16 protein-coding genes are annotated in these 20,418 nt (G+C 50.8%); 10 read left to right on the plus strand and 6 right to left on the minus strand.

Features of this window, described 5'->3' with window-relative positions; genetic code table 11:
• Position 1 precedes the first annotated feature (1 nt).
• The 4 genes from AC6I8X_RS25620 (at position 2) to AC6I8X_RS25635 (ending at position 3,253) form a co-directional block, all read left to right on the plus strand.
• Complete coding sequence (locus AC6I8X_RS25620) at positions 2-538, plus strand: MOSC domain-containing protein (protein WP_497841873.1); 537 nt, start codon at positions 2-4, stop codon at positions 536-538.
• 29 nt (positions 539-567) lie between these two features.
• Complete coding sequence (locus AC6I8X_RS25625; protein WP_497841874.1) at positions 568-1,464, plus strand: PDR/VanB family oxidoreductase; 897 nt, start codon at positions 568-570, stop codon at positions 1,462-1,464.
• A gap of 24 nt (positions 1,465-1,488) precedes the next feature.
• Positions 1,489-1,884: a RidA family protein gene (locus tag AC6I8X_RS25630; protein WP_497841875.1), complete on the plus strand. Its 396-nt coding sequence runs from the start codon at positions 1,489-1,491 to the stop codon at positions 1,882-1,884.
• A gap of 85 nt (positions 1,885-1,969) precedes the next feature.
• A complete protein-coding gene (locus AC6I8X_RS25635) occupies positions 1,970-3,253 on the plus strand; it encodes an MFS transporter (protein ID WP_497841876.1) in 1,284 nt (427 codons plus the stop codon).
• Positions 3,254-3,385: 132 nt separating this feature from the next.
• On the opposite strand, the gene AC6I8X_RS25640 is transcribed toward AC6I8X_RS25635, so the two are convergent.
• The gene (locus AC6I8X_RS25640) at positions 3,386-4,375 is read right to left on the minus strand and encodes an aldo/keto reductase (protein WP_497841877.1); all 990 of its coding nucleotides are present in this window, start codon (positions 4,373-4,375) and stop codon (positions 3,386-3,388) included.
• A gap of 40 nt (positions 4,376-4,415) precedes the next feature.
• Positions 4,416-5,267, minus strand: a complete 852-nt coding sequence (locus AC6I8X_RS25645) for an aldo/keto reductase (protein WP_497841878.1) — start codon at positions 5,265-5,267, stop codon at positions 4,416-4,418.
• A 187-nt stretch (positions 5,268-5,454) separates the two neighbouring features.
• Here AC6I8X_RS25645 and AC6I8X_RS25650 point away from each other — a divergent pair, with 187 nt between their 5' ends.
• The 4 genes from AC6I8X_RS25650 to AC6I8X_RS25665 are packed head-to-tail and all read left to right on the plus strand — an operon-like array spanning position 5,455 to position 8,308.
• Positions 5,455-6,510 carry a catalase family peroxidase gene (locus AC6I8X_RS25650; RefSeq protein WP_497841879.1) on the plus strand — a complete coding sequence of 352 codons (1,056 nt, stop codon included), beginning with the start codon at positions 5,455-5,457 and terminating at the stop codon, positions 6,508-6,510.
• Complete coding sequence (locus AC6I8X_RS25655) at positions 6,507-7,046, plus strand: cytochrome b (RefSeq protein ID WP_084879716.1); 540 nt, start codon at positions 6,507-6,509, stop codon at positions 7,044-7,046. Before AC6I8X_RS25650 ends, AC6I8X_RS25655 begins: the two co-directional genes overlap by 4 nt.
• Positions 7,047-7,055: 9 nt before the next feature.
• Complete coding sequence (locus AC6I8X_RS25660) at positions 7,056-7,565, plus strand: RNA polymerase sigma factor (protein ID WP_313687833.1); 510 nt, start codon at positions 7,056-7,058, stop codon at positions 7,563-7,565.
• A complete protein-coding gene (locus AC6I8X_RS25665) occupies positions 7,562-8,308 on the plus strand; it encodes an anti-sigma factor family protein (RefSeq protein ID WP_497841880.1) in 747 nt (248 codons plus the stop codon). Before AC6I8X_RS25660 ends, AC6I8X_RS25665 begins: the two co-directional genes overlap by 4 nt.
• Positions 8,309-8,345: 37 nt before the next feature.
• Here AC6I8X_RS25665 and AC6I8X_RS25670 read toward each other — a convergent pair whose 3' ends face one another.
• The 4 genes from AC6I8X_RS25670 to AC6I8X_RS25685 form a co-directional block, all read right to left on the minus strand.
• A complete protein-coding gene (locus AC6I8X_RS25670; protein WP_497841881.1) occupies positions 8,346-13,721 on the minus strand; it encodes a hypothetical protein in 5,376 nt (1,791 codons plus the stop codon).
• Positions 13,722-13,969: 248 nt separating this feature from the next.
• Positions 13,970-15,589, minus strand: coding sequence for a methyl-accepting chemotaxis protein (locus AC6I8X_RS25675; RefSeq protein WP_497841882.1), 1,620 nt, complete (start codon positions 15,587-15,589; stop codon positions 13,970-13,972).
• 103 nt (positions 15,590-15,692) lie between these two features.
• Entirely contained in the window at positions 15,693-16,769 is a 1,077-nt protein-coding gene (locus AC6I8X_RS25680; RefSeq protein WP_497841884.1) for an alpha/beta fold hydrolase, read from the minus strand.
• A gap of 355 nt (positions 16,770-17,124) precedes the next feature.
• Complete coding sequence (locus AC6I8X_RS25685; protein WP_313682649.1) at positions 17,125-17,586, minus strand: hypothetical protein; 462 nt, start codon at positions 17,584-17,586, stop codon at positions 17,125-17,127.
• 542 nt (positions 17,587-18,128) lie between these two features.
• Here AC6I8X_RS25685 and AC6I8X_RS25690 point away from each other — a divergent pair.
• Positions 18,129-19,439: an MFS transporter gene (locus AC6I8X_RS25690; RefSeq protein ID WP_497841885.1), complete on the plus strand. Its 1,311-nt coding sequence runs from the start codon at positions 18,129-18,131 to the stop codon at positions 19,437-19,439.
• Between the two features lie 12 nt (positions 19,440-19,451).
• Complete coding sequence (locus tag AC6I8X_RS25695; protein WP_313682653.1) at positions 19,452-20,387, plus strand: 2-hydroxyacid dehydrogenase; 936 nt, start codon at positions 19,452-19,454, stop codon at positions 20,385-20,387.
• Positions 20,388-20,418 lie beyond the last annotated feature (31 nt).

A 20,418-nucleotide genomic window follows, 5' to 3' on the forward strand; every position in this document is an offset into this window, starting at 1 on the left:
GATGACCGGAATTTTTTCACCAGTAGAACCGAACCACGATGCAGGAAAATTGAAACCAGGAGTGGTGGGGTTATTTACCGCTGAGATTGCTGCTCATGAGATGCAGCCACAATCGAAGGTTAAGTTGATAGCAGGGGTGGGGATCGAAGGAGACAGATATGCCAAAAAGGAGGGACGCTGGTCAGATAGACCTAAACCCGAACACCAGCTCACACTCATTGCGGCAGAAGTACTTGAAGATATAAGCCTGGAGTTAGGGATTGAATTTACCGCCCGTGAATGCCGTCGAAATATTGTGACGTCAGGGATAGCACTCAACAACCTGGTTGGGAAAATAGTGAAAATAGGTGAATCGGCAATTATCCTGGCAACAAAGCCTAATCATCCATGCCGCTATCTGGAAAGACTAATTGATAAACCTGTCATGGAATCATTGCTGGGGCGATCAGGGCTGAACTGTGAGATTTTACGGGGAGGAATAGTCAATATTGGCGATAAGATTGTTGAGGTTACAGAAGAATGGCGGTCAGACTGTTAATTAAAGTCAGAGTGAGTAATGTAAGCGTAGTGGCCAAAGATATTTTATCACTTGAATTCTCTCCGGTTGACAGGGAAAAACTTCCGGCTTATCTGCCTGGGTCGAATGTTATACTTCGGTTGAAAAAGGGGTTAAGCCGACAATATTCACTATGTGGCAACCCTGATAGCAATATCTATAAGATAGCGGTGAAGAGGGAAGCACAGGGGAGAGGGGGATCTGAATATGTACACAATCAGCTACATAAAGATGATATCTTATATCTTTCCTATCCTCAGCCTGATTTTAATATTGACATCAACTTTGATAGTTATGTCTTTATCGCCGGAGGAATAGGGATCACTCCATTATTGAGTTTTCTGTATTTTTTATCAGATAAAAATAAGAAAGTCAGCTTACATTATTGTGTCAGAGATATTGAAAGCGCGGCTTTTCTTGATGAACTGAGGCATTTCCCCATCGACTTGAAAGTTTACTGTTCTGCGCAGGGGAGAAGGGCGAATTTTGAAGACATTCTGAGTAACTATAAAAAGAACACGGCGTTATATTATTGTGGTTCGGCAAGACTTAGCGAGGCGGTTTGTCGTGCTACTCATCATTGGCCGGCAGGAGCGATATTTTCCGAGTACTTCTCGGCACCCGTCATGACAGGAGAAGATCTGGGAGACGCATTTACCGCAGAAATACCAAGGAGTGGACATATTTTAACGGTTCCTGAAAATAAGACCTTATTGCAGGTTCTGCTGGATGATGGTGTTGATCTGGATTTTAGTTGTGAAGCAGGCACATGTCGCAGTTGCATCATTGATATTGTCTCAGGTGAGATAATTCATAAGGATAAATGTCTGACCGAAGATGAACGAAAAACATTAATGACTCCCTGTGTTTCCAGAGGAAAGGGTGTCATCGTTATTAACTCATTGTGACGTTATATATCGGGGGAGAGGTAAATGATTGGTCCAAAACATATTGTACAACCTAAGGGCTTGCCGTCGGGTAGCGGTTGGAGTCATATTGTGTCAGGGGCAGGGACTATAGTTCATATTTCAGGACAGATAGCCGTTGATGAAAATAACGATATTGTTGGCAGAGGTGACCTTGAATTGCAGATCAGGCAGGTATACACGAATCTGTCACTTTGCCTGAAGGAGTTAAACGTTGGCTGGGAGAATGTTGTCAAAATAACTTATTATGCTACAGATATTCACCATGCTTTACCTTTGATGCGTGAAATCAGGGAAGAAGTCATGCCGGAAGGGAATCGTCCTGCCAATACTTTTATTGAAGTCAGCGCTTTGGCGAATCCTGATTTGTTGTTTGAAGCGGATGCTGTTGTTATATATTAGGGGTTGTGGTTAATGTGAGCTGATAAATAGTGCAGTGGTGATTTATTATCATTGTACTTTAAAAATACTCCAGAAGGATAAGAAAATGTCCGTCACCTATGAAAATAATTCGGTAAAACGTATTAGAATGAGTACGCGCTGGCGGGTGATAACGCTGATATTCGTGTTATACACAATTAACTGTATTGACAGAATATCATTGTCACTTGCGATGCCGGGGATTACGAAAGACTTTTCAATTTCCCCTGAAGTACAGGGTATTATCTTAAGTTCTTTTTTTTGGGCATATTGCGCATTCCAGCTTCCGGGCGGCTATTTGGTTGACCGGATCGGTGCGAAACGGGTTTTGGGAGTAACGTCAATTTTTTGGGGTTTCTTTGCCGCCATTGGCGGCCTGGCAATGGGCGGTTTTACACTTATTCTCAGCCGTCTTGGATTGGGCGCTTTTGAGGCTCCTTTTATGCCCGCAGCGAATAAAATTGTCGCTCAGTGGTTGCCGGGTTCAGAGAGAAGTCGCGGTATTACGCTGATTGATAGCGGTGCTGCTTTAGGCTCAGCAGTCGGTGCGATTATCGTTTCGTCTTTAATTGTCTGGTTTGGTTCCTGGCGTGCTGCGTTTTTGATTACAGGTATTATCAGTATGGTGATCGCTTATCTGGTATATCGTCGGGTCAAAGAGCATCCGCATGAGCATCCGGCGATTACTGAAAAAGAACTGGAATTCATAAGCAGCAGTTCCCATGAGAATACTCATCATGCTGGCGTGCCTTCTGACGGTGATAGCGTCGGAAAAAGTAATAAACTGTCGATTCTGTTTATGTTCCTGGGGCGTATGGGATTTGCGATGGTGTTCTTCGGTCTGGTGACATGGGGACCGAGTTATCTGGTACATGAAAGGGGGATGAGCCTGCAATATTCTGGCCTTGCTACCTTCTTCATCTTTCTGGCTGGGACATTGGGTGAGATTAGTGGAGGAATAATTTCAGACAGATTCAGAGGGAAAGCAACGTTCTCAAGGACACTAAGGCTGTTATTCCTGGCTTCAGGTACCGTGTCACTACTGTCATTGTTGTCTCTGGGGCATATCCAAAGTTCTTTCGTTGCCGTAGCGGTGATTTGCATTGGTTTTTATTTTGAGATGTTTGGTGGTCTGTACTGGTTAATTCCGGGAATGATTGCTCCCCATAAAAATATTGGTTTTGTTGGTGGTGTATTGAACTTCTCCGGCCAGGTAGGGGGCGCAACCGTAGGGATAGTATCAGGGATAATCGTGCAACATTACGGTTATAGCACCATGATGTATTATTATGCAGGATGTGCTGCACTGTATCTCGTCTGTTCTCAGTTTATAAAATTAAAGAATCAATAAATAACTACCCCCAAGTGATCGTTTTTTTTTGGCATACAGTTTGTGTTCTCATTTTCTATACTCATTATTTACCAGCAGATATTGCTTAATATGAAAATCACAAGGGAACCGGAAAAGGTTCCCTTGTGTTCGTCAGCGACCCACCCGCGACTGCAAATGTGCCGGATAACGCTCGCCGACAATTCTTACGGTTTCCAGCGCCTGGGTAATTTTTTCCATGGCATCCGCTGAAAGCGAAACGTCAACAGAACCGAGGTTCTCTTCCAGTCGATGCAGTTTCGTGGTGCCGGGAATCGGCACGATCCAGGGTTTTTGCGCCAGCAGCCATGCCAGCGCGATTTGCGCCGGGGTGACGGCGTTCTCTGCCGCTAACGCGGTCAGCAGCGTCACTAGTTGCTCATTCGCGGCAATCGCATCTGCGGCAAAACGCGGCACTTTGCTGCGGAAATCATTCTCGCCAAAGGTCGCGCCTGCCTTGATGGTTCCGGTGAGGAATCCCTTACCCAGCGGGCTAAAGGGCACAAAGCCAATCCCCAACTCTTCGAGCACAGGAATGATTTCCTGCTCCGGTTCGCGCCACCACATTGAATACTCACTTTGCAATGCCGCTACCGGTTGCACCGCATGCGCGCGGCGAATGGTGGCCGCTCCCGCTTCGGAAAGACCAAAGTGTTTGACCTTACCTTCCTGAATCAGATCTTTTACCGTACCGGCGACGTCCTCAATGGGTACCGCCGGATCGACGCGATGCTGATACAGCAGGTCGATGACGTCGGTTTGCAGGCGGCGCAATGATCCCTCGACGGCTTCTCTGATATGTTCCGGTCGGCTGTTTAAGATCTGCTGCTTATTATCGTCACCAAAAGTGAAGCCAAATTTAGTAGCAATGATCACCTGATCACGGAAGGGTTTTAACGCTTCACCCACCACTTCCTCGTTGAGGTAAGGGCCGTATACCTCAGCCGTATCAAAAAAGGTCACGCCGCGTTCAACGGCCGCGCGGATAAGCTCAATCGCCTGCCGGGTATCGGTTGCCGGGCCATAACCGTGGCTGAGCCCCATACAACCCAGACCCAGAGCGGATACTTCGAGGCCAGAATTTCCGAGCATACGTTTTTGCATTAGGTTACTCCTCGTGGGGAACTCCCATGTTTACGATGGGTTAAACGCTCAGTTTGCGTTTTGTCAGCCATTCCACCATCGCCGGGTCGCGATGAGAGAAGAAGGCACTGGTTGCGCTATCCAGCGCGGTGATTTGCAGCATTTCTTCTTCAGTGAGGGCAAAGTCGAGGACGCTGATGTTTTCTGCCATGCGTGACTTGCGCACGGTTTTTGCCAGCGAAACCACGCCACGCTGAAAAATCCAGCGCAGAACCACCTGACCTACGCTTTTGCCGTACTTCTCACCGATGGCGGTCAGCAGTGGATGCTGGAACAGACCATTGCGGCCTTCGGCAAAAGGTGCCCAGGCTTCTGGCTGGATACCCCGGCTTTTCATCCAGGGAACGGCATGCAACTGCTGATTGAACGGGTTAACTTCAATCTGATTGACGGCGGGAACGACGTGATTGAATGCCATCAGGTCAGCAAGCCGGTCCGGCTGAAAGTTACTGACACCGATCGCGCGGATTTTACCGGCCTGCTGTAATTCTTCCATGGCGCGCCACGCACCGTGCACGTCACCGTAGGGCTGGTGGATTAAATAAAGATCGACATAGTCGAGCTGCAATCGGTTAAGCGAGCGCTCAAACTGGGCTTTTGCCCCTGCGTAGCTGGCATCTCCCAACCACAACTTGGTGGTAACGAACAGTTCCTCACGCGCCATACCGCTCTGTCTGAGGGCATTGCCCACCTGGGTCTCATTCTGGTACGAGGCGGCGGTATCGATCAGACGGTAGCCGGTTTCAATCGCATCAATAACCGCGCGTTCGCATTCTGCCGCATCAGTCATCTGGAATACGCCAAAGCCCAGCAGGGGCATTTCGATTCCGTTATTCAGTTTTACTGCTTGCATGATGTTTTCCTTCGCGTTGATTCAGGAAAAGCATAACGCGGATTGATTTATTCAATTATGAGTAAAATACGCTAGGGTTAATTAATCTGGCTCATAAATAGCAAAGATAAAAATTTTTCCATCCTGCGGGAATAATTCTTCTGCCCATTCGTCTTATGGGCTCAATGTGAGCAGGGTGAGCAAAAAAATGATTCCAACTCCACTTTCTACCGGCCAGAAAATACGGCGACTGTTGCTGATTGGCCTGGTTCCACTGGTTTTAATCGTATTGTTTCTGTGGGCTGGCGGCTGGCTGACGCCACAACGTCTGACGGCCGACAAACTGGTCGCGGTGTTGCAAAAAGCGGGTGGCGACCATCCGGGCTACCGTCGCAACCATGCTAAAGGGATCTGCGTGATCGGTAACTTTGTCTCCAACGGTAATGCCAGTGCCTTATCGCGGGCGGCGATCTTTGCGCCGGGAGAAACGCAGGTCACCGGACGTTTCGCCATCGCTGGCGGAAATCCCGCCGCGCCGGATTATGCCGTACCGGTGCGCAGCATGGCGTTGGCATTTCAGCTGGCGGACGGTGAACAATGGCGCACGGGTATGAATGCCATGCCGCTGTTCCCGGTGGCGACGCCGGAAGGGTTTTATGCGCTGCAAACCGCCACCTTACCCGATCCCGCCACCGGCAAGCCCGATCCGCAAAAAGTCGCGGCATTCGTCAGTCAGCATCCTGAATTTAAGGCTTTTGCTGCCTGGGCAAAAAGCTATACCCCTTCTTCCAGCTGGGCCAGCGATCGCTTCAATAGCCTGAATGCGTTCCGATTTGTTGATAAAGCGGGTAACGCACATCTGGTGCGCTGGAGCATGGTGCCGCATACCGAATATCAGCCGATCAGCGCGGCGGATAAAGAAGACAAAAATTTCCTGCAGGAGGACATAGCAAAACGCCTGGGGCAGGGACCGCTGAAATGGGATCTGGTGATCACCGTGGCACAACCGGGTGATGATGGCAGCAATGCGACCAGAGTCTGGCCTGCCGATCGCCAGACCATCAACGCCGGTACGTTAGTGTTAACGCGCGCCGTTCCTCAGCAGCAGGGGCCGTGTAATGACATCAATTACGATCCGCTGATTCTGCCTGATGGCATTGCCGCATCAGACGATCCTTTACTCAATGCGCGCTCAGCAGCCTATGCCAAATCCTACAATCTGCGCACGCGTGAACAGTCTCAACAGGCGGGAACGCACTTATGAAACAGGTTAGCTATTTTCACCCTGCGCTGCGCATCATTCACTGGTTAATGGCGGCGGCAATTGTGGCGATGTTGTTTATTGGTGTGGCGATGGTGGCAACGGTGTCATCACTGCATAGTCTGCTGGTGGCGATTCATAAACCGCTGGGAGTCATGATTCTGGTGCTGGTGTTTGTGCGCCTGTGGCTACGCTTTTATACTGCTACGCCTGCGTTACCGTCCTCGATCCCTGCCTGGCAGCGTGGTATCGCGCATTTGTCGCACTGGGTGTTGTATGCACTGATGCTGATTCAGCCATTGATTGGCTGGGCGATGCTGTCAGCGGCGGGCTACCCGGTTTCGTTAGGCGGTGGCGTGATTCTGCCAGCTATTCTGCCCGTGGATAATGACTGGTATGCCATACTTCGTCCTCTCCATACGGCGGTGGCGCTGGTGTTGTTTCTTACCGTGATGATGCACTTAGCCGCCGCGTTATTCCATGCATTGGTGCTGCGCGATGGGGTGTTTGAAAGTATGTCAGGCAGCCGCAGACGCTAAAGGATATCCATGTCACAGCTAACTGATGATGAAATCCGGCAGGTAATGCCACATCTGGAACGATTTGCGTTGTGGCTGACCCGTAACCCGCACAGTGCTGAGGATTTGGTACAAAACTGTCTGGCGAAAGCGTTAACCCGCGAGCGCCAGAATGATGGCGAACAGAGCCTGCGTGCCTGGCTGTTTTCCATCCTTTACCGGCAATTTATTGATGGTGAGCGGCGGCGCAAACGCTATATGAAACTGCTGACTTTTTTTACCGGTGAGGAGATGTTTGCGCAATCCAGTGAGGCGATGGCGATTGCTGACGATACGCTGGCGGTGTTTGCCGCACTCCCCACCGACTATCGCGTGGTTTTATTGCTGGTGAGCGTCGAGGGCCTGAGCTATAAAGAGGCGGCCGAAACGCTGGATATCCCGCTGGGGACCGTAATGTCGCGGCTCTCAAGGGGGCGAAAGCTGCTGCATGAGCAATTAGAAGGTAAGGCGACGCCGTTACCGCTGAGGAGACTGAAATGACTTTGCCACCGGATGAAAACGATCTCCATGCCTGGATGGATGGCGAGGCGGATGAAGCAACGGCAGAGAAAGTGGAACGTTATCTGCAGGCGAATCCGGAAGCGGCCGCGCAGGTTGCTGGCTGGCGGGCCGATGCACAGCAATTACGTCAGGCAATGAGTCGGCAGGCCTGGGCTTTTGATCGGCCCAGTCCGCAACATCTGCGGCGTCGGATGCGGCAACAGCGCCTGCGCCAGTTGTCGATGGCTTTTATGCTGGTGGTGGCCGTGAGTATCGGTGGCCTGGCGGGCTGGCAACTGAAGGATTCGCAGGTGGCGATTGCGCCTCAGCCAATGGAAGATGCGGTGCAGGCTTATAAGATCTTCGATAATCAGACGCAAACGCCGATGGATGTGGTGGCAAGCCAGCACGCAGAACTGACCAGCTGGGTGTCGCGCTATTTTATCAATGGTAATCCACCGCCCAATCTTGAACAGTTTGGTTTTAAATTGGTGGGGGCGCGTCTGATGGCAACGGCGCAGGGGCCCGCTGCACTGATTATGTATCAGGATCCGCAGGGCACCCGAGTCGGCTGGTATATCCGGCCACTGGAGCCGGTTAAGTTACCCCATGGTCAACGCCAGGCCGAAGACGTGATGGCGCAATACTGGAGCGATCAGCACTACAACTACGCGCTGGTCACGCCTGCTCATTCATCCGGAGTGAATGGGCTGCGCAAAGCAGTATCGCTGGCGACCAGTTAGTGGATTGCCTGGCAATCTGATTGATTGACCGGGCATCTTATTCTTCCAGTGAGCAGCTTCTGACGTACATCACAAAAAACTGCCGAAACAAGCTATGGGCGATATCCGTTGTGGCGTTAACTTCTGTCAGCTGGTGGTAAAAAGCCGGTGACGACGCGGCTTGTTCGGTATCTGCCTCGCGTTTGTGCACCGAATGCACCTGTGGGCGGGCGTTTTTTTTCGCATAACCCAACATCATGCCAAGGAAACTGAGCAGCCAGTCTGCATTGCGCAGGGTAAATTCAATCATATATTTAATATTAAAGAATGCGGATTCAACGATAGGTGTGAACAGATGATATTTATCTGCATTATTTTCTTTGCTTTTATTGTTGCTGGCGGTGATTTTATCTGGCAGGTATCGGCTGCGGAAATGAACTATTTTTTCTTTCATCGCCGGGTCGTGGGTAAATTCATAAAAATGGGTCAGAAAGGCGTCGAGGAATTGATCATCTTCCAGCAGGTAATCTTTGAAAGTATTCACATCAGACATCAGGTTTTTTGCCAGCACGCTCATACCGCGACTGGTCAGTTTTTTTAGCGGGTGGCCTGCGTCCAGATACACTTCTGAGCCGATATATTCCTCACCCTGATGGCTCATAGCGCTGTGTTCTCCTTCATGAATAAACACATTGGCCATTTCTTTCGCTGGCATGCTTTTTAAGGCATGCCACATTAAATAGATACGTTGGTAATCATCCTTACTTGAGGTATATCCGACGACGCTGGTGCCTAACAGCATTTTTTCTAGTACCAGCCTGGCGCAGTTCGCGGGGATGCGCCCATCGCTCAGGAAGCGATCCTCGACGATATGTATTTTATCGAGCGATAGTGCATTGGTTTTTTCCAGGATACTGACGAAATTCTTCTGAAAAAACGCCACATCTCTGCTATCGATGTTTCTTTTTACAAAGAACATTTTCATGTATTTCAACATGCCGCCTGGGTTTTCAGCGGGGTTCACCATGGCGAGTGCCAGGTCAGAACTGTAATGCACCTCGTGTATGGCACTCTTAATCGCTTCGACTTCCTGCGGATACTTTCTGAGTAATTGTTCTTCATCGAGGGTTTTGAGAATAAAGGGAGAAGGGCTGGGGAGTAGGGTCTTCTTAAGCTTGATTAAAAATGTTTTAAGCGCAGACTGTTCGTCAATAATAATGTGTTCCAGCTTTTTCAGCGCCTGGTAATATTTGTGATATTTAATGAGGAAATCATTGTAACGCACCGCAATCCTCTTCCTTTCATTCAACACATGTTCCATGTCCACCACAAAATCATCAATGGATTGATTCCCTTTCAGATAATGGACGAGTTTATAATTGCTTAAAGCCTCTTCTAAAGTTCTGACGGCGTCATCGGTGAGTGGTTTACGCCAGGTACTTAATTCCTCCACCAGGCGTTTCGCGGTGCCACCACCGAACTGCGCAAAGGTCGGGTGCAGCCGAGAGGCAATATTTCGGAACAGGGATTTCACATGAATCTTTTTTAACAGCATCGGGGCCGGGATCTCAGGAAGCAGACGTGCCACTTCCTCTACCGCATCGATACGTGCCGACGAAGCGTAGGGGGCCACGGTTTGATAGCCGCTGGAGGAAGGCGTAAGGGCATCAAAGAACAACGGCTCTGGTGAAACGGTATCACGGCTTTGTCGTGCCAGCGGACTGGCTGGTTGCCAGCTGCGCCACTGACCGGCATGGTTCGGCTGGACATAAACCGGGGTGCCGGAGGCATTTCTGAACTCAACAATCAGCTGCGGATGTGGATCGGTTTTTATCCAGCTGCGCTGGTAGCGCCAGTTTGGTGGGAAGCTCTCGGGGTCCAGCTGGTTATAGACGATATCCTGTTCGGCGTTGTTTACCTCTTTTGTGCTGAACCTCAATGGCAGCGATGAAAGGGGCGATAAGCTGGCGATTAAGGCCGGGAGTCGCTGCTCGCTGAGCGCCTGCCAGAATTCGGCCAGCGGGATGCCCAGTCCGGCTGGTGGCGCGGTTTCTGGTTGCGGCAATAAATACTGATTTTTCTGGTCCAGCAGGTAAATTTTTGCCCCGGCGGGGGTGGTGACGTTGCAATGCAGTTGATCGGTGAATTCGTCCCAGATTACGCCGGTGAGATTAAAACCCGCAGGAAGATCGTTCAGTGGCAGGGAGCGGCGCAGCAGTTCCCTGCCGAAACCAGGCTGAAACGCAGCGGTGGAGCAGAGCTTTGCGCCCACCAGACTATCATCCACCAGGCCAGCTTCAGCCCGCGTGACAGCGAGCGGGGGAGCGGTGGGGAGAGCCGGATGGTCCATGACGCTATTCACCAGCCAGTGATAAACAGAGTTGAGGGCGTACACGCCAGCCTGCTCGATTTCACTCGCGGCTTCCTCTTCAGGAAGGATGCTGACGGCACAACCCACGAACCTCAGCGCCATATTTTTCAGCGACTCTCCCAGCACGGCGGACCTGAGCGCGCTGTAGCAACGGGTGACGGGATTCAAGCCATACAATATCTCCAGCAGATTGGGCGGCTGCACCGTAGGGGAGATGGCGGCAGGGAGAGTGGGGAACTGATATTCGCTGATTTGCCGGGCAATGGCTGAGGCGTCTCCAGGGTTAATCTGCACTTGCGCATCAACCAGAAAGCGATAGCTGGCTATCTGCGGCAACGCTGCCGGAGATAGCCGCGTCAGCATATCCACTTTGCCAGCGCCGTTGAGCATGGATTGTGCCTGATCGCGGCTGCTGAACTCATCGCTGGCATCAAAGCTACCCGGATGCCCCGGTCTGTTCATCGGGGCGATCGGCGTCATAAACAGCGCGCGCGAGGTGAGATCGCGGCTGGCATAAAGATAGCAGCCAACGCAGGATGTTTCAGTCTTGTCACCACTAGTGTGCTCCAGTCGCACCATAAACATTTGTATGCCTTGTGCGCGATAAACCGCCAGGTCGTCTGTAGGCAGATCTTCCAGCACCCGCTGATACCATGCACTGATGGTGGCGCGTAACGCATGGTAAGTTTCGGTGATAGCAACTGTATTGCCGGTTGGATGGCTGATCAGTTCTCTCAGCTTGCTGGCGTACAAATGGTAGTGGATAAGTTGCTGCTGTTGCAGCTGCATCCCGGTCAGATATTGGTGCATTCCCTCTTTCGGGTTGAAGAACAGCTTATCTGTTGCGGCAAATTCTGCCAGTAATGCGGGTTCCGGACGCCGGTACATCAGTTGCGAGCCGAATCTCTCCAGATCTTCACCGCTGGCCTGATTGAGAACCTGCTCGTTCTGGATTTCGTGCGCTGCGACGGCCCGCTGATATCCGGCGCGTGACAGGCAACGTTCGCTGGCGAGATCGGGGTGGTCACACAGTTTTAGCATCGGGTATTCCTGCCGCATCATGGTCAGCATCAGAAAATCCAGTTTGGCCACCAGCTTATCCTGGGCTTGCTGCTCACTGACCGTCACTGCAATCGCCTTGCGCGTATGGCGACTAAATACCTGCTCCATATCCAGCAGTAACGTAGCGAGGTCGCGCCAGGTGGTGGTGGTGGGTTTTATGCGCTGGCTGAATTGTTGCAGGCTGATAAGCAACGGGCGGCCAGTCCCATCGAGACTATGGTCTAACGCCAGCAGCAAACGGCGTGCCAGTGCGGCACTGCCTCTGGTGGATTGCACGAAGGCGCTGATCGCTTCCGGGTGCGGTTTGAATGCCGCAACATCGGGCAGCCGGGCAATAAAATCTGCGGCCTGTGCTGGATCGATATGCAGCCGGTGATGTTGACTATCCCATGACACCAAGTGGTCACAGGCGGTCAGAATCGTCGTTTCTCCCAGCAAGTCAGCAAGCTGTCGCATCGTCAGTGTTTCGATACGCTGGCTGAGTTGATTGATCATATCGCGCAGGCCGGTGGCAGTGAGTGGCGCAGGGGCAACGATACACGTCGGTGCGTTGGGGTTGGCCGCTACCCAGCCGGGCCAGCTGATGGTTTTGGGCGTGCTGGCTGACGCAGGTTCGGTTTCAAATTCGAGCTTACGAACAAAACCGGCAGCGAAGCCGCGCTTATCCACTTTCCACCAGTCAGGCTGGTATAAGGTGGTGGTCTCTTCGGCATCTACGCTGGATATAATCCATCCGCCTGCTGAGGAGGAGGTGCCAATGACAGGTTGCAACGCGGAGGTGAGTACGGTTTTTTGTGGCGCAGCTGACGACCAGGGGCGCATTTGCCTTTGTAGCTGATGTAACGCTATTGGGCTTTGTCTCTGCGGGATGTGACAACCGTGAATGATCACCGCAGCTTCACTGGTCACAATACGCGTACCTTCCTGCACCAAACCCTGGTTGTTGGTGGCAACGAAATGTTCGAATGTCACGACGCCACGAACTTGCAGCGGGGCGGTGTCATTGATGAGCGTCACTGGCTGGTCCGCTGCACAGCGGGGATAGTGGTGATCGGGCCGCAGAAAGTCAGCGCAGCTCTGTGGCGCAAGCCGCAGTGGATGGCCGTCATGCTGATCGTTAAGTACCGAGTTAGCGGTTAACTTCAGCGTAATGACCATCGGTTCAGGCGCTTCTTCTGATAATACGACGGGGGAGGGGGAGAGCTGACGGCATGTCCAGTCCCGCCAGCGGGTGATAAGGTGTGGGAACGTGACAGGTGTCGGATGCCTGGCATTATTCCGGCCACTGCTTAGCAATCTGCCGGTAGCGTACTGATCGCCAGCCAGCACCAGGGGTTTGATGCCCTGCACCGGCGCGAGTCTGACGGCGTTGATAACATGGATAAGCAGAGCGGGTAAGGGATAAAGCGCAGCCAGGGTGCGAACAATTAATTGTTTGCCCGCGCCGGGGACGGCCTCCATCAATGGCTTATCACCCGCCTGAAAAATTTCCCGCATCAGCAGATGATAGAGATGAGGATAACGGGAAGGGAGCTGCGCCAGGACGGCGGCATCGCTGATAAAGGGAAGAATCTTGTGTAACCTTGCCAGCACCTGCGCATCGCTCAGTAACACCTGCATCGGCAGGATTGCCGATCCATCGCAAAATCCCTGGTATTTTGCGGCCAGCAATGTTCGTACATCTTCAGACATCCGTTGCCAGCTTAGCGGTGGGGCGCTGGCTGGCCTGGCAACGGGTTGCGCCAGGAAGTCGTGCAGGTTGTTGCGGATAGCGGCCAGCAATGCATCATAATCATCGAATCCGCTTCCTCCGGCCAGGCGATTAAATTCCTGTAATGCTGCGTCCTGGTGAATGGCAGGCAGGGTGGGCCACAAGGATTTCATGCAGGTGTAGGCGTTATGTATCAGCCGCAGTGGCCATGTGCTTTGTGGACTGGCAGATGATGACGCAAAACTGTTGGGAATACTGGAAGTACCATGGGGGGTGGGTCCAATAGGCATCGCTTTCCTCCTTTTAAGCTGAAGCTAGCCTGGATGACCTGAGGTTGGTCCGCTCTGATAAATTTATGAGAACTGCCCGACGATGCTTCGGCTGTGGCAAAGAGAAGGCTGTGATTTCAGATGAATATTCATGTCACAGCGAGCAGAGACATAAAAATCAGAGATGGATAAGTCGGGTGAAGGGAATGATTAAGCTGACAGTCACCGGCATCAATCAACGGTGACTGTCAGTTCTGAGCGAAAACCGCTTAATTGATGCTAATCAGCGCCATATCCTGTGATCCCGTATACAGGTCAGTGGCCAGCGTGGTCTGATCGTTATCGACCTGGAAGCGAGTTACCGACTGTTGCAGATTCACTACCTGTTGTTGCAGGGAACTGGCCGCAGTGGCGACTTCGGCCACCAGCGAGGCATTCTGCTGAGTCACACCGTCCATCTGCTGGATGGCGATATTAATCTGCGAGATGCCGCGGGTTTGCTCGCCGGAGGCCAGCATCACTTCATCCATGATATCGACCACTTTTTTCACATCCAGCATGACTTCATTCATGGTCACCCCGGCCTCTTTCACCAGGCCGGAACCCTGCTCGATATTGCTGAGCGAGTCATTGATCATGGTGCCGATTTCTTTCGCTGCGGTGGCGCTACGCTGTGCCAGGACACGCACCTCTGAAGCCACCACGGCAAAGCCGCGGCCTGCTTCACCGGCGCGCGCCGCTTCTACAGCCGCATTCAGTGCCAGCAGGTTGGTCTGGAATGCAATACCGTCGATAACACCTACGATATCACCAATTTTGGCCGAGCTTTTCTCAATTGAACTCATGGTGGCAACCACTTCAGACACCACGTTTGCCCCGCGGGAAGCAGAGTTCGAGGCTTTCTGCGACAGCGAGTTGGCTTTACGGGTATTGTCTTCGTTGTTTTTCACTGTCGCCATAATCTGCTCCATACTGGAAGCCGTCTCATCCAGTGACGCTGCCTGCTGTTCGGTACGGCTGGAGAGATCGATATTGCCGGAAGCGATTTCTTCCACGCCTGAGCCGATAGCATCCGTGCCATTGCGCACCATCAGTACCATGTTTTCCAGTCCATCACGCATACGCTGTACGGCGGCAAATAACTGAGCTATCTCGTTTTTACCTGAGATATCAATGCGCGCACGAAGATCCCCTTCGGCAATACGGTCAAACACCGTGATCACATGATTTAACGGTTTGACGATAAGATTGGTCATCACCGACCAGGCCAGTCCGGCCAGCACCAGCGCACAGGCGATGGCAAAGTACAGGGTAAACTCCATACGTTTTACCCGGTCGCTGGAGTCATCGTAGGCTACATCAATGCTTTTTAGTTTGAAGGCCACCAGGGCTTTTGATGCTTTATCAAAGGCACCATACAGTGCCGTCGATTTTCCGGCTCGTTGGCGATATTCGTCCAGTTTGCCCGCCTCCAGGGCGGCAAAAGCCGGATCAATAAACTCTTTCATTAGCGCGTCACGGGTGGACGCCATTTCAGCGGCAATCGGGCGTTCCTCGGCGGATTGCGGGTATTTCAGGTAGTCCTGCCACTTCGCGCTGGCAGTATCGATTTTGCCCTTGGCACGTTCCAGCGCGACTTTAGCTTTTTCAGTGTCGCCGCTCCCCATCAGGGATTCATATAACCGTAAATCCAGTCGTCCGCGTAATAACAGTTCAGAACTTTCATTCAGTGCAACCAGACCCGGTAACACTTCGGTATCGACGGTAGCAAAGGATTTATTCCCTGACTGCACGGCAACTAATCCCAGAATGCCCACGAACAATAACAATGCAGTCAGTGAAAAAACCATCATGCTGAGTGCAGTACGGATCTTTATTCGACGAAACATAGAGTATTCCCTGCTAACGATTGAATGATGAATGCTGTGGAAAACAAATCCATTATTAAAAAAACAGGAAGCAACCTGCGTTGCTTCCTGTCAGATAGCTGACTCAGTGCTTAGCCTGGGTTTTGGGCGCGTGGGCTAAGAAAGTCTTGAGTTTTTGTTTATAAAATTTTGCCTGCATCATGGTGCCGTGCCCGCTGGTTTCGGCACTGGCCGGGATAAGGAGCAATTCAGCTTTTTTAATCCGATGCAATTCGCCCTTAAGAATACCGGTCTCAACCGGGTTACGTTCATCGTCCGCTGAATTGATAATGAGCATCGGCGCTTTGATGCGCTTTAAATCTGGCAACGCATTGTAATCCGCCGATGAATTCCAGATATAAATGAAGTCGTTAGCATCCGCGGTGACAGGTGCAGCAAGACGTTCATCGACCAGCTTATCTGCCAGCGCACGCGTTGGCGCTTTGTGCTGATAAGCCAGCGTGCCGCCCGTCGTGGCAATACTGAACATGATGTTGGCGGTTTTCAGCGCAGGAGGTTGCTGGTGGTAATTGCCTTCCGCCCATGCAGGGTCGCCCTTGATGGACTCGATCAACATACGGCGCAGCATCCAGTTACGACCGGACAACTCATTAGGCTGCGAAGCCATCGGCACCAGCGTATCCATCATCGCCGGGTATTTCTCTCCCCATAGCCAGGTCTGCATACCGCCCATTGAATAACCCATGACCAGGCGTAAATGCGAAATACCCAACCCTTCTTTAACCAGGCGATATTGGGCCGTCACCATATCGTCATAATCATAGTGCGGAAATGTCATCCGCAGGCCATCCGAAGGCTTGGATGATTTACCTGAGCCGATACCTTCCGGGATGATAATAAAATATTTTCTGATATCCAGCGCCTGCCCCGGTCCAAATAACTCTCCAGCGAATCCCGGAGCCAGTAATGCGCTAACAGGCTGGTTAGTACCGTGAAGTAATAATACCGCTGGTTTATTGCGATCACCCAAAGTGAAATAATGAATACGCAGATCTTTCAGTTTTTCACCGCTGTTAAAGGTGAATTCTTTGGCGACCCAGTCAGCTTCTTTCGGTGTCGGTAATGCGCTGGCTGCCATAGTTAATGGTGATAAAGTTAACAGAATGGCACCCGCCACGCCTGATATCATGCGATTAAACATTAAAGTAACTCTTAAGTTATTTTTGGTCCCCTGGAGGTCTGATATTAGTTTCAATAAAGAAAAATCCCAATGGACATCAACAGCATCGGGGAAAAAAAAGACAATTCTCTTCTTTTTTGAGTTTTAACAAGACGATTTTTATCTGGTTGTTCTTAGGATAATACAACCGGGTATGAATTCTGCAGTTTGCTTCAGGTGGTTAGTTCAGCCGTGATTACGCAAAACGGTCTCAGTTCCGCATAGCGGAATTAAAGGGCTAAAGAGTGGCATTATTATTCAGGATTGACTAAATACGGCAGAGGTTTGATCTGCCGATATGAATAGTCCTTTAACCCAAATTACTGGCTTATCTTGCTCACACTGCCAGCGTCTTTTTTTGTCTCAGGCGTACGGGCTTGGGTTGGTAGCGGTTCACCCAATTACTGATTGTCTGGCCTTCTTTATCCGATTCGCTAAACACAATGACAGTGGCTCTGCGGCCTTGTGTTTCTATGGCATTGAGTAAGTCAGCATTCGGAAAAAATACCAGGTAGATGGCATCAAGCAGGATATGTTCTTTTCTGAGTGTCTGTGTGGAGAACAACCCGACCTTAACTCCTGAAACCACAATCTGCTTTTTGCTATGCAGTATTCTGTAGGTCGGCTCATCAAACGCTTTGGTTAAATATTCTTCGCAGGAAGCCTTCACAGGAACGCAAACCCGTAAATTCCGTCCTGACTGGCTGGCATGTTCAAGTGCAAATTGCACAATGTTTTTATAGTGTGGTTCCAGCTTGTCTTTTGTTTTAACAAAGCAAAATCGGTCTTTTAACGGCATTAAATTTCTTAGACTCCAGTTGAAAAAGAGGTGATTTATTGTTGTAACGGATTTTATGAAATTGCTGAAAGTTAAAGTATGGCACAGATTATTCAATACGCCGCTGAGATTGGAAAAAGAGAACAAAAAATTCCACGTGTTGTCACATCTGCACTTTCTTCGCCACAGCAGACTTTTGATGGCGGTTGACTTTTCCCTCTCTGGCAAGAGCAGATACAACCGGGTTTAACATCCATAAATTGTCGTTTTTGTGATCTAAATTGCAGTACCATAAAAACAAATTGTACTACAATCTCAACATCAAACGATGGAAGGTTTTATTATGGTATTGATTTTAATTGATTTTAAATTGACCGGTGCGGAAGTGTAGTGAGATCAACCGTTAACCCGGTGCAAAGATTGAGGAAACGTCATTGAATAGATCCAATCAATACTGGCGGGTGTTACTCAGGGAATGTCACATTAATTAATCATTAAATTAAAAGATGCTGATTACGGTCAGAGGGATTGTTATTGTTTAAATCTTAATCGAGGTTTGTTTCATGAACAACGATCTGTACGGTGCTACCCTAAAGCAACTAAATACGAAAATTATTCCGTTTATCATTATCTGTTATTTCGTTGCCAATCTCGACAAAACCAATATCTCTATCGCTGCATTACAAATGAATGCCGATTTGGGTCTGAGTACCAGTATGTATGGTCTGGGTGTCGGGATGTTTTATATCTCTTACATCCTGTTCGAAATTCCCAGCAATGTGATCATGACCAAAGTCGGTGCGCGAGTGTGGATTGCGCGCATTATGATCACCTGGGGCATCGTCAGCGCCGGAATGTCGCTGGTTCAGACTCCCACGCAGCTCTATGTGATGCGCTTTTTGTTGGGAATGGCCGAAGCAGGCTTTACGCCGGGCATCATTTATTACATTTCCTGCTGGTTTCCGAAGAGTAACCGTGCACGCGCCATGTCATTCTTCTATATGGGTTCTGTGATGGCTTCCATTATTGGGTTACCCATTTCCGGCACCATCCTGAATATGCATGGTATTGCTGACATTGCGGGCTGGCGCTGGTTATTTGCACTGGAAGGTATTCCGGCGGTCGCGTTGGGCATTATGGTGCTGTGGCGTTTGCCGCAATCTCCTGACCATGCAGCGTGGTTATCAACGGAACAAAAGGGCTGGTTGAAAACGCAACTGGCGCGGGATAACGCCAGTGTTGAAATTGGCGCGCAGCATAGCTGGTTAAGCGCGCTGAAAAATAAAACCGTGTTGTTACTGAGCCTGGTCTGGTTTCTGCAGGCGTTTGGTTCAATAGGGATAACGCTTTTCCTGCCGTTGATCATCAAAAGTATGGCCAGTGAGCAGAGCAATATTGTCATCAGTCTGCTCTCGGCGGTGCCGTTTATTTTTGCCTGTCTGTTTATGTATTTTAATGGCCGTCACTCTGATACCACCCATGAGCGTTCATGGCATCTGGGCTTACCGTTGATTCTTTCAGGGTTATCGCTAACTCTGGCCATTTATTCCAGCAATCTGCTGGTGGCCTATGTCATGCTGGTCCTGACTGTCGGCTTTAATTTTGCCCTGACCCCGATCTTCTGGGCGGTGACCACCGAAAAACTGGCAGGCGTGGCGGCGGCGGCCTCCATCGCTTTTATTAATACCGTTGCCAACTTTGTCGGCCTTGGTTTGCCTCCCATTCTTGGCAAAATAAAAGATGCCACCAACAGTTATCACTACGGTTTAATGATTGTCGCGGCGGCCCTGATTATTGGGGGCATTATCGGCATTATGATTTCGCGTCCGTCTCAGCCTGATGTGAGTAAACGTGCGGCTTCGCGCCTTTCATAACGGAATAACAACATGAAACAGAAAGTCCTGAAACAAGCCAGCCTGCCTGATGCCCTGACGCAGGAATTGAGAGAACGTTATGATCTCTGTGAGCTGGCGCAAATGACCGCTACCGATTTCGCCGCCATTGCCAGTGAGGTCACTGCGGTGGTGACTAATGGCGAAGCGGTAGTGACACGCGAGTTCATGCAGTCATTGCCTGGGTTAAAGCTGATTGCCGTGTTTGGCGTGGGCTATGATGGTGTCGATGTCTCAGCAGCCCGCGATTTTGGTGTGGCTGTCACCCATACACCGGGTGTGCTGACCGATGATGTGGCCGATCTGGCCATTGGCCTGATGCTGGCAACCTCGCGTCAAATCGTTGCCGCACAGCGTTTCATCGAGCGGGGGAACTGGTCGTCAGGCGGTTTCCAGTGGACGCGCAAAGTTTCCGGCAAACGCCTGGGTATCATCGGCATGGGGCGTATCGGGCAGGCGATCGCCCGTCGCGCCAGCGCATTCGATATGGAAATTGCCTACAGCAACCGCACCGAGCTGACGGGGGTGCCGTGGCGCTATATTGCGGATCTGCAAGTACTCGCCCAGGACAGTGACTTTCTGATGGTGTGTGTTCCCGGTGGGGTAGAGACAAAAGCGCTGGTCAATCAGGCGGTGCTGGCAGCATTAGGTTCTGAGGGGATCCTCATCAACATTTCCCGTGGCAGTGTGATTGATGAAGCGGCGCTGATTAACGCGATCGACAATAAGGTGATTGCCGGTGCGGGTCTGGATGTATTTGTTGATGAACCAAACGTGCCCGTGACGTTGCAGCAGCGCGATAACGTGGTCATTACGCCGCATATGGCGAGTGCCACCTGGGAGACACGTCGGGAAATGTCACAGCTGGTGATGGCGAACGTTAATGCGTGGTTTGCTGGCGAGCCACTGGTGACGCCGGTTCCTGCCTGATATCTTGCGGGCAGCGAAAATCGCTGCCCGG

Source organism: Pantoea sp. X-Soil-TKNS-1280, assembly GCF_059730475.1.

Excerpts from the sequence above, each read along its gene's own strand:
- AC6I8X_RS25620 (WP_497841873.1), top strand. The coding sequence starts at position 2 with ATGACCGGAATTTTTTCACCAGTAGAACCGAACCACGATGCAGGAAAA.
- AC6I8X_RS25675 (WP_497841882.1), bottom strand. The coding sequence starts at position 15,589 with ATGTTTCGTCGAATAAAGATCCGTACTGCACTCAGCATGATGGTTTTT.
- AC6I8X_RS25665 (WP_497841880.1), top strand. The coding sequence starts at position 7,562 with ATGACTTTGCCACCGGATGAAAACGATCTCCATGCCTGGATGGATGGC.
- AC6I8X_RS25680 (WP_497841884.1), bottom strand. The coding sequence starts at position 16,769 with ATGTTTAATCGCATGATATCAGGCGTGGCGGGTGCCATTCTGTTAACT.
- AC6I8X_RS25635 (WP_497841876.1), top strand. The coding sequence starts at position 1,970 with ATGTCCGTCACCTATGAAAATAATTCGGTAAAACGTATTAGAATGAGT.
- AC6I8X_RS25640 (WP_497841877.1), bottom strand. The coding sequence starts at position 4,375 with ATGCAAAAACGTATGCTCGGAAATTCTGGCCTCGAAGTATCCGCTCTG.
- AC6I8X_RS25670 (WP_497841881.1), bottom strand. The coding sequence starts at position 13,721 with ATGCCTATTGGACCCACCCCCCATGGTACTTCCAGTATTCCCAACAGT.
- AC6I8X_RS25655 (WP_084879716.1), top strand. The coding sequence starts at position 6,507 with ATGAAACAGGTTAGCTATTTTCACCCTGCGCTGCGCATCATTCACTGG.
- AC6I8X_RS25690 (WP_497841885.1), top strand. The coding sequence starts at position 18,129 with ATGAACAACGATCTGTACGGTGCTACCCTAAAGCAACTAAATACGAAA.
- AC6I8X_RS25695 (WP_313682653.1), top strand. The coding sequence starts at position 19,452 with ATGAAACAGAAAGTCCTGAAACAAGCCAGCCTGCCTGATGCCCTGACG.
- AC6I8X_RS25660 (WP_313687833.1), top strand. The coding sequence starts at position 7,056 with ATGTCACAGCTAACTGATGATGAAATCCGGCAGGTAATGCCACATCTG.
- AC6I8X_RS25630 (WP_497841875.1), top strand. The coding sequence starts at position 1,489 with ATGATTGGTCCAAAACATATTGTACAACCTAAGGGCTTGCCGTCGGGT.
- AC6I8X_RS25650 (WP_497841879.1), top strand. The coding sequence starts at position 5,455 with ATGATTCCAACTCCACTTTCTACCGGCCAGAAAATACGGCGACTGTTG.
- AC6I8X_RS25685 (WP_313682649.1), bottom strand. The coding sequence starts at position 17,586 with ATGCCGTTAAAAGACCGATTTTGCTTTGTTAAAACAAAAGACAAGCTG.
- AC6I8X_RS25645 (WP_497841878.1), bottom strand. The coding sequence starts at position 5,267 with ATGCAAGCAGTAAAACTGAATAACGGAATCGAAATGCCCCTGCTGGGC.